At 63.9% G+C, this 13,273-nt stretch carries 12 protein-coding genes; 4 read left to right on the forward strand and 8 right to left on the reverse strand.

Going from position 1 to position 13,273, the window contains the following annotated elements:
- Positions 1 to 55: 55 nt before the first annotated feature.
- The 6 genes from otsA to P0D89_RS18200 all read right to left on the reverse strand — a co-directional run bounded on the left by otsA (position 56) and on the right by P0D89_RS18200 (position 4,758).
- Positions 56 to 1,489, reverse strand: coding sequence for an alpha,alpha-trehalose-phosphate synthase (UDP-forming) (gene otsA, locus P0D89_RS18175; RefSeq protein WP_408365874.1), 1,434 nt, complete (start codon positions 1,487 to 1,489; stop codon positions 56 to 58).
- 231 nt (positions 1,490 to 1,720) lie between these two features.
- A complete protein-coding gene (locus P0D89_RS18180) occupies positions 1,721 to 1,930 on the reverse strand; it encodes a hypothetical protein (RefSeq protein WP_408365876.1) in 210 nt (69 codons plus the stop codon).
- Positions 1,931 to 2,081: 151 nt separating this feature from the next.
- On the reverse strand, positions 2,082 to 2,318 hold the full coding sequence (locus tag P0D89_RS18185; RefSeq protein WP_408365878.1) for a hypothetical protein: 237 nt from the start codon (positions 2,316 to 2,318) through the stop codon (positions 2,082 to 2,084).
- 98 nt (positions 2,319 to 2,416) lie between these two features.
- Positions 2,417 to 3,817 carry a sigma-54-dependent transcriptional regulator gene (locus tag P0D89_RS18190; protein ID WP_408365880.1) on the reverse strand — a complete coding sequence of 467 codons (1,401 nt, stop codon included), beginning with the start codon at positions 3,815 to 3,817 and terminating at the stop codon, positions 2,417 to 2,419.
- A 304-nt stretch (positions 3,818 to 4,121) separates the two neighbouring features.
- On the reverse strand, positions 4,122 to 4,385 hold the full coding sequence (locus tag P0D89_RS18195) for a hypothetical protein (protein ID WP_408365882.1): 264 nt from the start codon (positions 4,383 to 4,385) through the stop codon (positions 4,122 to 4,124).
- Positions 4,386 to 4,440: 55 nt separating this feature from the next.
- A complete protein-coding gene (locus tag P0D89_RS18200; RefSeq protein WP_408365884.1) occupies positions 4,441 to 4,758 on the reverse strand; it encodes an ElaB/YgaM/YqjD family protein in 318 nt (105 codons plus the stop codon).
- 356 nt (positions 4,759 to 5,114) lie between these two features.
- Here P0D89_RS18200 and P0D89_RS18205 point away from each other — a divergent pair, with 356 nt between their 5' ends.
- The 3 genes from P0D89_RS18205 to P0D89_RS18215 all read left to right on the forward strand — a co-directional run bounded on the left by P0D89_RS18205 (position 5,115) and on the right by P0D89_RS18215 (position 7,667).
- Positions 5,115 to 6,173, forward strand: a complete 1,059-nt coding sequence (locus P0D89_RS18205; RefSeq protein WP_408365886.1) for a sigma-54 interaction domain-containing protein — start codon at positions 5,115 to 5,117, stop codon at positions 6,171 to 6,173.
- 349 nt (positions 6,174 to 6,522) lie between these two features.
- Positions 6,523 to 7,101: a hypothetical protein gene (locus P0D89_RS18210; RefSeq protein WP_408365888.1), complete on the forward strand. Its 579-nt coding sequence runs from the start codon at positions 6,523 to 6,525 to the stop codon at positions 7,099 to 7,101.
- Complete coding sequence (locus tag P0D89_RS18215; RefSeq protein WP_408365890.1) at positions 7,098 to 7,667, forward strand: hypothetical protein; 570 nt, start codon at positions 7,098 to 7,100, stop codon at positions 7,665 to 7,667. Before P0D89_RS18210 ends, P0D89_RS18215 begins: the two co-directional genes overlap by 4 nt.
- Before the next feature lie 69 nt (positions 7,668 to 7,736).
- Here the strand turns inward: P0D89_RS18215 and P0D89_RS18220 are convergent, their stop codons facing one another.
- Positions 7,737 to 9,083, reverse strand: coding sequence for an ABC transporter ATP-binding protein (locus tag P0D89_RS18220; RefSeq protein WP_149671477.1), 1,347 nt, complete (start codon positions 9,081 to 9,083; stop codon positions 7,737 to 7,739).
- An 18-nt stretch (positions 9,084 to 9,101) separates the two neighbouring features.
- Positions 9,102 to 10,853 (reverse strand): ABC transporter permease, encoded by a 1,752-nt coding sequence (locus P0D89_RS18225; protein WP_408365892.1) that lies wholly within the window; start codon positions 10,851 to 10,853, stop codon positions 9,102 to 9,104.
- A gap of 705 nt (positions 10,854 to 11,558) precedes the next feature.
- Between P0D89_RS18225 and P0D89_RS18230 the strand changes: the two genes are divergently transcribed.
- Positions 11,559 to 13,250, forward strand: a complete 1,692-nt coding sequence (locus tag P0D89_RS18230; protein WP_408365894.1) for a sensor domain-containing diguanylate cyclase — start codon at positions 11,559 to 11,561, stop codon at positions 13,248 to 13,250.
- Positions 13,251 to 13,273: the final 23 nt, after the last annotated feature.

The following is a 13,273-nucleotide window of genomic DNA, read 5'->3' on the forward strand; positions in this document are numbered from 1 at the left end:
AGCAGACGTGACAGCAGGCGCGCCCCTCGCCACATTGCGACAGGCGCTGATCCAGCTAGGACGACGAGGATGCCGTCACGTCAGCGAGCTTTACCGCTTTGGCCGTCACAGAAGATGCCGTCGCGACATTGCGCAGATCGGCGAGGAAGGTATCGCGCCACACTGACAAATTGTTCTCGCGCATCGGCGCCATCATGTCGGCGTGACGCGCCTGGCGCTCGGCGAGCGGCATCGATAGGGCACGCTCCAGCGCTTCGGCCATCTGCGACAGATCGAACGGATTGACGACCAGCGCGCCCGGAAGTTGCTCGGCGGCGCCGGCGAATTGCGACAACACCAGCACGCCCGGATCGGCCGGATCCTGCGATGCGACGTACTCCTTCGCAACGAGATTCATGCCATCGCGCAGCGGCGTCACATAGCCAACCTGCGATTGACGGAACAGCGCCATCAGCAGATTGCGTTCGTACTTGCGGTTCAGGTACTGAATCGGCGTCCAGTCGAGCTGCGCGAACCGGCCGTTGATGCGGCCCGCTTCGCCCTCCAGCGTCTGACGAATCCGTTGATAGGTTTGCACGTCCGCCCGCGTCGGCGGTGCAATCTGCACGAGCGAGACGCGCCCATGCCATCCCGGCGCATTCAGCAGCAAGCGCTCGAACGCCTGGAAGCGCTCCACCAGCCCCTTCGAATAGTCGAGCCGGTCGACGCTCATGATCAGCTTGCGCCCGCGCATGCCGTCACGTAGGCTGCGCACCGGCTTGCGGTCAGTGAACTGCTCGGCGGCTTTGGCGATCGCGTCCGGATAGATGCCGATCGGATACGCGCCGACTTTGAGGAAGCGGTTGAACGCGTGCACCATACCGTCTTCGCTCGACGTGCCATGCTGGCCGCGCTCGATGTAGTCGACGAACGACTGGCGGTCCGCCTCGGTCTGAAAGCCGATCACGTCGTAGCTGCACATCGCCTTGACGAGTTCGTCGTGCGGCGGAATCGTGCGCAGCACTTCCGGCACCGGAAACGGGATATGCAGGAAAAAGCCGATCGGATTCTTCACGCCGAGTTCGCGCAGGCAGCGCGCAAACGGCAGCAGGTGGTAGTCATGCACCCAGATGATGTCGTCGGGTTTGAGCAGTTCCTTCAGCTGCTTCGCGAGCGTCGCATTGACACGCTGATAGCCCGCGTATTCCTGGCGGTCGTAGCGCGAGAGATCGTTGCGATAGTGGAACGTCGGCCAGAGCGTCGCGTTGGAAAAGCCGCGGTAATACTGGTCATAGTCGCGCTTGGTGAGGCCCACCGTCGCGTAAGTCACATTGCCCTGCTTCTCGATGATCGGCGCGGACGGCTCGCTCACCGTTTCGCCACTCCAGCCGAACCAGACTCCGCCGGTTTCCTTCAGCGCGTCCAGAACGCCGATCGCGAGGCCACCCGCTGCGGGACGCCCTTCCTGGATCGGTGCGACACGATTCGATACCACGATCAGTCTGCTCATTGGGTCTCCACCTAGTTCAGTTGTTTCGTTGCATCCGGATATGTGCCGAAACGGTGCACGCAAGTCGCGTGCCGTTTTTTCGGACATTGGAAATAAAAATGTATGCAAATGTGACGGACGAGTAAAAACCCGCGACGAATCCGCATCGCGAAGTAATTTCTGCCGCCCGGCACGACCAACCGGAATAGATGCTACGGGCCGTCGAATCGCTCGAATGGGGTTCGAACGAACTCACGCATCCTGTTCCGAACCCAGATCGCGCTGGTATTCCAGCCCTTCCTTGCGCACGCCGCCCTGGTTGTGCTCACCGTCGGGCGGCGCATCAGGGGCGACGCGATTTTGCGCGGCCGGGTCTGGCGACGCCGCCGGCTCGGCCTTGCTGCCTGGCCGGGCATCGCGCTTCGAATGGCGCGCGGAACGTCGCAATGCGGGATGTCTCATGATCGATGCCTCCAGAGGAAGCCCGCCGCTAACGGGCGGCATCAATACAGTCTAGGGGTCACAAAGGTAAATTACCGGTAAAAGATGCGCCGGCTTTGTAACAAATACATAAATTCGCTGCACCGGACTGTGGTGCAGCGCACATGACATGTCAGAGTTGCATTCGCTGCGGCGGGCGCTCGCCCGCTTGTGGCGTTTGCGTGGGCTGGGGCGGCGGATCGCCGATCGGCGGCGCCACCGGCTCGATCGGTTCGATTGGCTGCGGAGCGGGATCGGGGATGGTGTCGGGCTCCGCAGGGTTCGGCGGAGGCGAAGGCGGCTCGATCGGCTCGGGACGGTGAGCCTGCCGCGGAAGCGGAAGATCGGGAGCGGCGGCGTATTCCGGCATGTCGGTTATCCTCGTATGCGTGCCATTGGATCGCAGCAAGGCCTGTGCCGTTGCCCTTTTACATCGCGCTCCCCGCTACTAGCGCGCGGCGGCCCGCGTCAAACGCCAGCGCCGCCCAGTGCGCGCGATTCGTCGGCGGCGTCGCTGTCGTCACGCGCGTCGTTGCCGTACTCCACCAGGCGGTTGTATAGCGTCTTCAGACTAATGCCGAGAATCTCGGCGGCGCGCGTCTTCACGCCGCCGCATTGCTCGAGCGTGGCCAGAATCAGCTGACGGTCTGCTTCGGCGAGCGACGTGCCGAACGGAATGGTGATGGCCGTGCCGGCGGCGGGCTTTGACAACGTGATCTGCAGCGGCACTGTCGCAGTGCTGTCGGAATCCGTACCGGACATGATGTGCGCGCGCTGCACGTAGTTCTTCAGCTCGCGCACATTGCCCGGCCACGGATACGACATCAGCATTTCCTTCACGGCGACCGGAAAATGCTTCTTCGTGCTGTGGCGCTCGTTGAGTTCGTCGAGGAACGCCTGCGCGAGCAGTTCCACGTCCTTGCCGCGGTCGCGCAGCGGCGGCAGGCTGATCGGGAACACGTTCAGACGATGGTACAGGTCGAGCCGCAGCTTGCCTTCCAGCACCGCCTGCTCGGGGTCGCGGTTGGTGGCCGCGATCAGGCGCACGTCCGTTTCGATTTCCTTGGTCGTGCCGACCCGCATGAACATGCCGGTTTCCAGCACGCGCAGCAGTTTCACCTGCAACTCGATCGGCATTTCGGTGATCTCGTCGAGGAACAGCGTGCCGCCGTTCGCCCGTTCGAAATAGCCCTTGTGCTGACGGTCCGCGCCGGTGAACGAGCCGCGCTCGTGGCCGAACATTTCCGATTCGATCAGATTCGGCGAGATAGCTCCGCAGTTCACGGCCAGGAACGCGTGCTTGCGGCGCAAGCTCAGTTCGTGCAGCGTCTGCGCGGCGACTTCCTTGCCAGTGCCGGACTCGCCGACCAGCATCACCGAGGCCGCCGTCGGCGCGACGCGGCCGATCTGATCGTAGACCTCCTGCATGACCGGCGAATTGCCGAGCATCAGGCCGAAGCGGCCCATACGGCGCAACTCGCCGCGCAAAGTGCCGATTTCCGCCTTGAGGTCGCCGGCGCGCGGCAAGCGCGACAGGATCGCCTTCACGCGCTGCATGTTGATCGGCTTCACGAGATAGTCGGTGGCGCCCATTTTCAGCGCGTTGACCGCCGATTCCACGGTCGCGTGACCGGTAATCACGATCACTTCCACGCCGGAGCGGGGATCGAGATCTTCGAACAGGTCGACCCCGCTGCCATCGGGCAGTTTCAGGTCGGTAAAGACGACGTCCGGCATCTGCCGGACCAGTTGAATGCGCGCTTCGCGCAAATCGCCCGCGGTGGCCGTGGTCAGGCCGTCTTCCCCGATGATGGCGGAAAGCGCCTCGCGGGTACCGGCATCGTCATCGACAATCAGTACATGTGGCATCGCGTCTCGAAAGCCTGCAAGCGTGTTGGGGAAACATGCGAATACGCATGCTGAAAAGCGAAGCCGGCTGCATCGCGTTGTGCTGCGGCGCGCCCCTTATGGGCGCCTATCTCACTACTCGCAAACGCGATCCGCCGGACACTTCATACAATAATGCAACAATGATCGGGGAATAACCGGTCATCACTGCGTCATTGTTGTGTATTTACCTATTATACGGCCATCCAGACACAAATTTACAATCGAGACCAAGCGGCGCCCGCCAAAGCGATATATCGGCGACGCCCCCCCCGGCCAAGCTGGATCAGCTCCGTGGAAACGGCCACGCGCGGCCATCGCCATTCGAATGTGCCGAGCCGTTGGCGCCATGCGCGTCCGGGCCAGCGCTCTGTGCGCTGAGCGCGCCAGCCGCCGCGGCGGGCGCCGCCACCGCGCCGCCCTCGCCTTCCCAGCGACTCAATTCTCTCGCCGTCGGAAAGTGAGTCGCGCGCTTGTTCTGCACGTAGCGGACCGCCAGAAAGCCGCCGAGTGCCATCAAGACACCGAAGATGCCAATTGGTCGTGCCATCGTGAACTCCTTATGGTCGTGAAGCGGATGGGATGCCGGATTGCGCGCCTACGTGTCAGCGCGCGGTCAGGACGCCCAGCAGAAAGCCTACACCCGCGGCGATCGCGATCGAACTCCATGGGTTGTGCCGCACGTAGCGCTCCGTGCTGACGGTGGCCGCCCGGTAACGCCGCTGCGCGTTCTGCTGTGCGTCGCCGAGCGCTGATTGCAGGCTTTCGACATGCGTGCCCAGCTTGCCGCGCAAGACGTCGACGCCCTCGCCCGGCACGTTGGCGGCGAGCCGCAGCATTTCTTCCGAGTCCCTCAGCAGTACTCGCAGGTCCTCGACGATCTTCTGGCCGCCCAGTGCAAGTTGTTGCGTGGTGTCAGTCATCATTCGCTCCTCATCCAGGTTCGGCGTTCGCGTATGTTTGGGGTGCAGCGTCGGTGCGGTTTTGGATCCAGTCTAGACCACTCGCCGACGTGAACCGCGCGAAGACACACGCGTGTCGGGCTTGTGGCGCAAACGACGTGCCCGGTAAATTTGCTGCACTCACTCAATCCAGCGCCCGTGCGCGGCAATTTCGACCGATGGTGCGCCCGCGCATTTCGCCGCCCGTCACTTCGATTGCCGGAAACAGCGCCGAAGTGGTTAAATCGACATTTGTGGGATATTGGCGCACCAGCCAATATCGCTCCCAAGGCCTGCGCGCCGCAACAACACACTCATTTGCACAGGACTCCCCGCATATGGCGTCAATCGATCTGGACTCGCCCACCGTCTCCGCCGGCGGCACCGCTTCGGCTCAGGCGAAGCAGCGCGTCGCGGACGGCATCGCGGGACTGAAATCGTATGGGCTGCTGTACGGCTCGTCGCCCGTGATGCTGGATCTGTACGAGCAGATCGAGCGCGTCGCCAGCACCGATGCGACCGCGCTGATCATCGGCGAATCGGGCACCGGCAAGGAGCTGATCGCCCGCACGATTCACGATCAAAGCAGCCGCAAGGAAGCCGCGTTCGTCGCCGTCAACTGCGGCGCGATCCCCGACGAACTGATCGAGGCCGAGCTGTTCGGCCACGAAAAAGGCAGCTTCACCGGCGCGGTCCAAGGCCGCGTCGGCTACTTCGAACATGCGAACGGCGGCACGCTGTTCCTCGACGAAATCACCGAAATGGCGCCGGTGCGCCAGGTCAAACTGCTGCGCGCGCTCGAAACCGGCACGTTCTATCGGGTCGGCGGCAACGAGCTGATCAGCGGGAACGTGCGCGTAATCGCCGCGACCAATCGCGACCCGGCAGTGGCCGTGAAGGAAAACGGCCTGCGCGAAGACCTGATGTACCGGCTGGCGGTTTTCCCGTTGCGCGCGCCGCCGCTGCGCGAGCGCGAGAACGATCGCGAACTGCTCGCACAACACTTCCTCGCGCAGCTCAACCAGCAGGAAGGCACGAGCAAGAGCTTCAGCAAGCGGTCGCTCGAAACGCTGCGCACCTGGTCGTGGCCGGGCAATGTGCGCGAGTTGAAGAACGCGGTGTATCGCGCGTTCATTCTCGCGGAGAAGACCGTCGAGCTGCCGCATCCGCATCTCGTGTCGCGAGTCAAGAAAGCGGTCACGCAAGGCGATGCGATGAGCGTCTGGATCGGCACGCCGCTCGCCGACGCGCAAAAGCAGATCATTCTCGGCACCCTCAAGTATTGTGGCGGCGACAAGCGGCGCGCTGCCAAGGCGCTCGGCGTGAGTCTGAAAACGCTGTACAACCGCTTGAGTGCATACGGCGACGAAGGCGCGGAAGAAGAAGCGGAACAGTAGGCGCAAGGCACTCGAAACCGGACGGCCAGTTTTACTTCACGCTCACGCGAGTTCTTCGCGTGAGCACATCGCCCCACTCAACTATCACGATATTGCGCGTTCTGCCGCGAGAAATCGGCTCGCCGAGTTTTGTTTCGCGAATTACCTGGCATTACCAGGCAAATTCTTCTTGCCGCCAAACAGAAACCAATTTGCCACGCATCATGTTTTGCAATTTCTTGCATTTTTTCGCTGCCAATTACAAAACGCATGCTGCAAAATGCGGCAGCGTATTGGAAAGACGTGGCGCTTATTCACAAGCTCGCTGCACGCGTGAACGAGCGGTATCGGCAAGAGCAGAGAAAGGGAAATGCAGAAAAACAGGGTGTGGGCCGACAGGACAAAACAACCGGCCAGATGTGGACGTCACGGTGCAGCGGCGTTCGTCGCATTGGCGCTGGTCGTGTCGTCGGCGTTGAGCGGCTGTAGCTCGCTTTACTCCGAAGGCGCCGTGGCCGGCGCCGGTATCGCGGGCGCGGCGGTCGCGACGAAAGTCACCAGCAATGCGGCGGTCGCCACCGGTATCGGCCTTGGCGCGGTGGCCGCGGCGCGCGCCGGCGTGCAGTACTCGGAGCGCGTGGTCCATAGAAATACGCAGGACAGCATCGCCAGAGTGGCCGGCCCGCTCGACGTCGGCGCGGTCGCGCCGTGGAGTATGACCCACTCGGTCCCGATCGAAGACGACGAGCACGGTCGCGTCACCGTCAGCCGCGCGATCAGCACGGGCGCGCTCGACTGCAAGGAAATCGTTTTCTCCGTCGACCAGACCGCCACCAGGAACGTCCCGGCAAGCAGCGCGTTTTTCGTCGCGTCGGTCTGCCGTGACGGCGCCAACTGGAAATGGGCGTCGGCCGAACCCGCCACCGAACGCTGGGGCGCGCTGCAATGAAGACGCTTTCGCTTCGCGTCTCGCGCGCGGCGGCTCGCCCACGTGTCGCGCCATTTTCCGGCAACCGTCTGCGGCTGATCGCGGCCGGCGCACTATGCGTCGGCGCGAGCCTGCTGACGAGCGGCTGCTCGTCGGTCGGCGCCGCGAGTGGTGCGGCGGCGGGCGTTGCATCGGGACTCGTGACCTCGAACCCGGCGGTCGCGATTGGCGTCGGCATTGCCGTGCAGGCCGCGACGGACGAAGCTGTCGGCCGCTACATGCGCGGCATGCACAAGGACCAGCAGGATCTGATCGCCGCGTTGGCGGGTGCGATGCCGGTCGGCGAGACGCGCCCCTGGTCGGTCAAGCACACGCTGCCCATCGAGAACGGCCACGGTCAGGTGCGCGTGACGCGCGCGTTCGGTTCGGCGCTGGCGCTGTGCAAGGAATTTGTGTTCTCGGTGCAGGACGGCGACGCCCCGAACGCACCCACGGCCTGGTTCACGGCGAGCGCGTGCCAACAGGACAAAGGCTGGAAGTGGGCTTCCGCCGAACCGGCGGTCGAACGCTGGGGCAATCTGCAATAAAAAAGCGGCAGGGTCTGCCTGCCGCTTCTTGCATGAACCGTCTGCCGTGGTCATCCAACCCAGCTACGTTCAAGACTCCACGTCTTCCAGGCTGAAGATTTCGGTCTGGTCGTTATACGAGAAAATCTCGCCATAACGACCCCAGTTGATGACCGCGTCGAGCGTCTCTTCCGCCGCGCTGTCCGACAGAAAATCTTCCAGTTCCTGCTCGAAGCGCACGCGCGGCGCGCGATGTCCCGGCCGCTCGTTCAACACCTTCTTGATCCGCGCAGCGAGCGGCACGTGCCGCAGCAGATGCTCGGCGAACATCATCTTGCGCTCCTGGGTACCGAACTCGGAGAACACGCGCGCCGGCGGCGTCAGGAAAATATCGCCTTCGCGCACGTCGGCGAACCCCAGGTGCTGCAGCACTTCGGCCACCGGGAACAGGTCGTCCACCTCCAGATGCAGAGAGCGGGCGATTTCCGGCATATCCGCGCGGCCGTGGTACGGCGCGGCGGCCAGCGTCTCGATCAGACCCGCCATCAGGTTGGTCGAAACATGCGGCAGCCAGCTGTGCAGCTCCAGCCCCTTCTTGGTCTTTTCGTCGGTCTGACGCGCGGTCATCTTCGCGTAGATCTCGTCGACGAGGCGCCTGAACGCCGGGTCCAGCCGGTTGCGCGGATGCTTGAACGGCACCTTGATCTCGGCGATCACGCGGCCCGGATTCGACGAGAGCACCAGGATCCGGTCGCACATGAAGACCGCTTCCTCGATGTTGTGCGTGACGATCAGCACCGCCTTGATCGGCATGCGGCCTTGCGTCCACAAATCGAGCAGGTCGGTACGCAAGGTTTCGGCGGTCAGCACGTCGAGCGCGGAGAACGGCTCGTCCATCAGCAATAGCGTGGGGTCGACCACCAGCGCGCGCGCAAAGCCGACGCGCTGACGCATGCCGCCCGACAGCTCGCGCGGATACGCGTTTTCGAAACCGTCCAGACCAATCAGGTCGATTGCCGCAAGCGCGCGCGTGCGCCGTTCGCTCGCGCCGACGCCTTGCGCTTCGAGTCCCGCTTCCACGTTTTGCAGCACGGTCAGCCACGGAAACAGCGCGAAGGTCTGGAACACCATCGCGACGCCCTTCGCGGGGCCGTCGAGCGGCTTGCCCATATATGTGACTTCGCCGTCCGTCGGCTCGATCAGACCAGCGATGATGCGCAACAGCGTCGACTTGCCCGAGCCCGAGCGGCCCAACAAACCGACGATCTCGCCTTCACGCAACGACAGATTCGCGTCGTCGAGGACGAGCAACTCGCCCTGCGACTTGTTGAAGCCGCGGCACACGTCCTTGACGAGCAGGATCTCTTCGCCGAGGCGCGGCGGCTTCGGCGGCGTCTGGATCGGCGCGGCGGTCATGGCAGCTTTAGGATTTTGCATCGCTTATGCCTTCATATCTCAATCGAGCCGGAGCTTGGCTTCGGCGTAGGCGTACATCGGACGCCACAGCAGGCGGTTGAACAGGGTGACGAACAGGGACATCACGGCGATGCCCACGATGATCTTCGGGTAGTCGCCCGCCGCGGTCGTCTGCGCGATGTACGCGCCCAGCCCGTGCGCCGCCACCTTGGTATCGCCCCACTGAACGAACTCAGCCACGATACTCGCATTCCACGCGCCGCCCGACGCGGTGATCGCGCCAGTCACGTAGTACGGGAAGATGCCCGGCAGCATCGCCTGACGCCACCATTGCCAGCCGCGGATGTGAAAATTCTTGGCCGCCTCGCGGTAGTCGTTCGGGTAGGAACTCGCGCCGGCGATCACGTTGAACAGGATATACCACTGCGTGCCGAGCACGATCAGCGGCGACAACCAGATATCCGGGTTCAGATGGAAGCGCACGATCACGATCACGAACACCGGGAACAGCAGGTTCGCCGGGAACGCGGCGAGGAACTGCGCGAGCGGCTGGAACTTTTCGGCCAGCGCCGGACGCAGGCCGATCAGCACGCCGACCGGCACCCAGATCACCGACGCGATCGCGATCAGCACCACCACGCGCAGCAGCGTGATGAGTCCGAGCACGAGCACGTGGCCGACCTCGTCGAGCGTCACTCCCGTGCGCACATACAGAAACACGCGGTACACCACGTAGACGGTGGCGACCAGCACCAGCGCGGCCCACAGCATGTCGCCGAGCTTCGAGCTCTTCTGGCTCCGCGGAATCTGGAAACGCGGCGCGCTGAAAGCCGGCAACTGGAAGCGCACCCGCGCCGCCCTCGCGAACATCCAGCCGATCGGCACCAGCAGCCGGTGAATCAGACGCGTGCGGCGAATCAGATCGAGCAGCCAGGATTCGGGCGCGTCGCCCGAACTGGTGGTTTCCATGCGGAACTTGTCGGCCCATGCGACGAGCGGGCGGAACAGGAACTGGTCGTACGCGAGGATCACGACCGTCATCGCGAGGATCACCCAGCCGATCGCGTGCAGGTTCTTCTCTGAGATCGCCTGCGCCAGAAACGCGCCGATGCCCGGCAGCGTGATCGTGTTGTTGCCGACCGTGATCGCTTCGGAGGCGACCACGAAGAACCAGCCGCCCGACATCGACATCATCATGTTCCAGATGAGGCCCGGCATCGAGAACGGCACTTCGAGCTTCCAGAAACGCTGCCACGAAGTCAGATGAAAACCGCGCGACACTTCGTCGAGGTCGCGCGGCACAGTGCGCAGCGACTGATAGAAGCTGAACGTCATGTTCCACGCCTGGCTCGTGAAGATCGCGAAGATCGCCGCGAGTTCAGCACCGAGCACGCGGCCCGGAAACAGCGCGAGGAAGAAGGTGACCGTAAACGAAATGTAGCCGAGCACCGGCACCGACTGCAGGATATCCAGAATCGGCACCAGCACGAGCCCGGCGCGCCGGCTCTTGGCCGCCAGCGTGCCGTAAGCGAGCGTAAAGATCAGCGAAGCGACCATCGCCGCGAGCATGCGCAACGTGGTGCGCATCGCGTATTCAGGCAGGTTCGCCGGGTCGAGCGAGATCACCTGGGTCTTGAGCGTCGACATCGGCGCGAGCGTCTCGTGAAAGCCGATCGCCGCCAGCGCGATCAGGCAGATGATCAGCGGAAAGGCCACGAAGTCCCAGCGGTTGGGCAGCACCCGCCATGCCGACGCATTGGCGGTGCGCTTCAGGTCGAAACTAAAATCCATTAGATACCCTCCCCTTCGACGCGGATGTGGGTTTGCTCGAAGGAGGCCGCTGCTTCGGCGCGGCGGTCTGAAGATCGGTCCGGAAAGCGGAAATCAGGCATGGCAAAACGCGTGTGCGCGGTAAATCGTTAGCGTTGGAGACACGTGGACCGGCAACGGAGGTGTCCGCGGACGACCCCGTCCAGGACCACCACCATCACGCCGGACTCCTGTCGCCGCAGGCGCCGCCCGAAGGCTGGCGAGCTTTCCTTGTTTTGGACGGCACGACACTACACCATCCTATGTTTCAGGCACAACCTTTCGCGCCAATTAGCGGCGCGGGCGCGACGAACGGGTCCTGGCCGACGCCGCCGCAAGACTACGCGAGCCGCGGATCGTGGCGCGTGAGCCACATCGCCGGCAATCGCCGGGATCGTGAAAAACCGCCCGAAAAACCCGTATAGCTATCAAGAATCCGGCTAGGTTGCCGATAAGAATCTAATCGGCGCGGCGCATGCAGTTCGCATTCCCGCAATAACGGTGGCGTCTGGCCCCATGCCGGTTAAAATCAGGAAACGACGCGCATGTTTGTGCATGTTTGTTAGCGGTTTATCCCGGGCCACGGCGGCGGCAAATCGTCAGCCGCTTCGAAACGGTCGGCACAGCGCCGGTGCGCTGCCACGAATGAGCTAGTTGCATGTCACAGCCAGACGGATGAGAGGGTCGATGAACAGGACAACCTTGCGCCAGGCAACCGGACCGATCAGCTTCTTGCTGATCGTACTGGTTTGCTGGTTCGTGGCGGGCATGGTCGCGGACCGGATGGTACAGCAAGAGCTGGACGCGGCGCTGCACGCGCAGCGTCAAATGTCCTCGTCGATCGTCGACAACATGGCGGAAGTGATCGCGAGCGACCTCGCCATGTCCCGCGCCATCCCCGCAACCATGGCCGAATTGGACGTGGTCCAGCGCGCCCTGGCGCAATCACAGAATTATGCCGCGAACAGCGAGGCGGCGGAACCCGCCCTGCGCGCCGCTTTGCAAAAAGACGCGCAAATGAGGGCGGTGAGCAACTTCCTGCACGACGCCCAAGGCTTCTCCGGGCTCGACCAGATCTGGCTCGTCAATACGAATGGCGTCTGCGTGGCGTCGAGCGACTCGGCCAACAATCCGTACGCGGCGGAACATTCGTTCGTCGGCGTCGACATGCGCACGCGCACCTATCTGACGAACGCGCTACTCGGCGCGTTCTCGGAGGCCTACGGCGTGGGCCGCCTGAGTGGCGAACCGGGCATCTTCATCGCCGCGCCGGTGTATGCGGACGGGCTGCTGGTCGGCGTGGTGGTCGCGAAAGTCGGGATCGCGCGACTGCGCCACTGGGTCGCGCACTCGGGCACCTTCGTCGCCGACGACAACGGCGTCATCATCATGGCGCACAACAGTGAGCTCGAAGGCCACGCGCTGCCGAACTCGCGCGTCATGCAGATGAAGCCCGCCGAGCGCATGACCGTCTATCACCGCGACGCGTTCCCCGACATGCGGATTCGCGTCAACACGAAAGTGCGCGAGCAGGCGCCGTGGGTGCCCGCGGCCGTCGCCGGCCAGCTGTTCGGCATGACCGAGCAGCCTGCGCCCTCGCTGTACCAGGACCGCGTCGGCCTGAATTCGGGGCTGTCGGCGCATCTGGTCGATCCGCTCGCGGCCTGGCCGGAACTGCTGCGCAATCACAAGCGCGATCATCTGCTGGTGTTTCTGACGCTGGCCGGCACGGTCGCGCTGGCGTGGGTGATCACCGTGTCGTATGTGCGCGAGCGGCGCCATCATCGCGCGACGCGCGATCTTGCCGAGCAATTGCAGGCGGCCAATACGCTGCTCTCGGCAGAGGCGCGCCACGACGCGCTGACCGGCGCGCTGTCGCGACGCTATTTCCTCGACCTGCTGCGCCACGAGATCGAACGCGCGCATGCAAAGCACGAGCCGCTGTGCATGGCGATCGCCGACCTCGACCACTTCAAGCAGATCAACGACCGCTTCGGCCATGCCGCCGGCGACCGCGCTCTCGAGCACTTCGTCGACACCTGCCGCGCCGAACTGCGCGGCGCCGATGCGATCGGCCGGCTCGGCGGCGAAGAGTTCGGCTTGCTGCTGCCCGCCACCGATCTGGCCGGCGGCCGCGAAGTGGTCGAACGCTTGCGCCTGCGTTTGAAAGCGGTGCCTTCGCCGAAGTTGCCGCCTTCGGTGAACCTCAGCGTAAGCATCGGGATCACCCAGCTGTCGCCCGACGATCTGCCCGAGCGGATCATGAGCCGCGCCGACACCGCGCTCTACGCGGCGAAGACCGGTGGCCGCGACCGCACCGAAGCCCTGCCCCCCGACGATACCGCGCCGCCCGCGCGTACGGTGGCCAACGCCTGGTAAAGAGTAAAGGCGCGGCATACACG

The organism is Paraburkholderia sp. RL18-085-BIA-A, assembly GCF_046027075.1.
Classification (GTDB): domain Bacteria; phylum Pseudomonadota; class Gammaproteobacteria; order Burkholderiales; family Burkholderiaceae; genus Paraburkholderia.

Excerpts from the sequence above, each read along its gene's own strand:
- otsA (WP_408365874.1), bottom strand. The coding sequence starts at position 1,489 with ATGAGCAGACTGATCGTGGTATCGAATCGTGTCGCACCGATCCAGGAA.
- P0D89_RS18180 (WP_408365876.1), bottom strand. The coding sequence starts at position 1,930 with ATGAGACATCCCGCATTGCGACGTTCCGCGCGCCATTCGAAGCGCGAT.
- P0D89_RS18185 (WP_408365878.1), bottom strand. The coding sequence starts at position 2,318 with ATGCCGGAATACGCCGCCGCTCCCGATCTTCCGCTTCCGCGGCAGGCT.
- P0D89_RS18190 (WP_408365880.1), bottom strand. The coding sequence starts at position 3,817 with ATGCCACATGTACTGATTGTCGATGACGATGCCGGTACCCGCGAGGCG.
- P0D89_RS18195 (WP_408365882.1), bottom strand. The coding sequence starts at position 4,385 with ATGGCACGACCAATTGGCATCTTCGGTGTCTTGATGGCACTCGGCGGC.
- P0D89_RS18200 (WP_408365884.1), bottom strand. The coding sequence starts at position 4,758 with ATGACTGACACCACGCAACAACTTGCACTGGGCGGCCAGAAGATCGTC.
- P0D89_RS18205 (WP_408365886.1), top strand. The coding sequence starts at position 5,115 with ATGGCGTCAATCGATCTGGACTCGCCCACCGTCTCCGCCGGCGGCACC.
- P0D89_RS18210 (WP_408365888.1), top strand. The coding sequence starts at position 6,523 with ATGCAGAAAAACAGGGTGTGGGCCGACAGGACAAAACAACCGGCCAGA.
- P0D89_RS18215 (WP_408365890.1), top strand. The coding sequence starts at position 7,098 with ATGAAGACGCTTTCGCTTCGCGTCTCGCGCGCGGCGGCTCGCCCACGT.
- P0D89_RS18220 (WP_149671477.1), bottom strand. The coding sequence starts at position 9,083 with ATGCAAAATCCTAAAGCTGCCATGACCGCCGCGCCGATCCAGACGCCG.
- P0D89_RS18225 (WP_408365892.1), bottom strand. The coding sequence starts at position 10,853 with ATGGATTTTAGTTTCGACCTGAAGCGCACCGCCAATGCGTCGGCATGG.
- P0D89_RS18230 (WP_408365894.1), top strand. The coding sequence starts at position 11,559 with ATGAACAGGACAACCTTGCGCCAGGCAACCGGACCGATCAGCTTCTTG.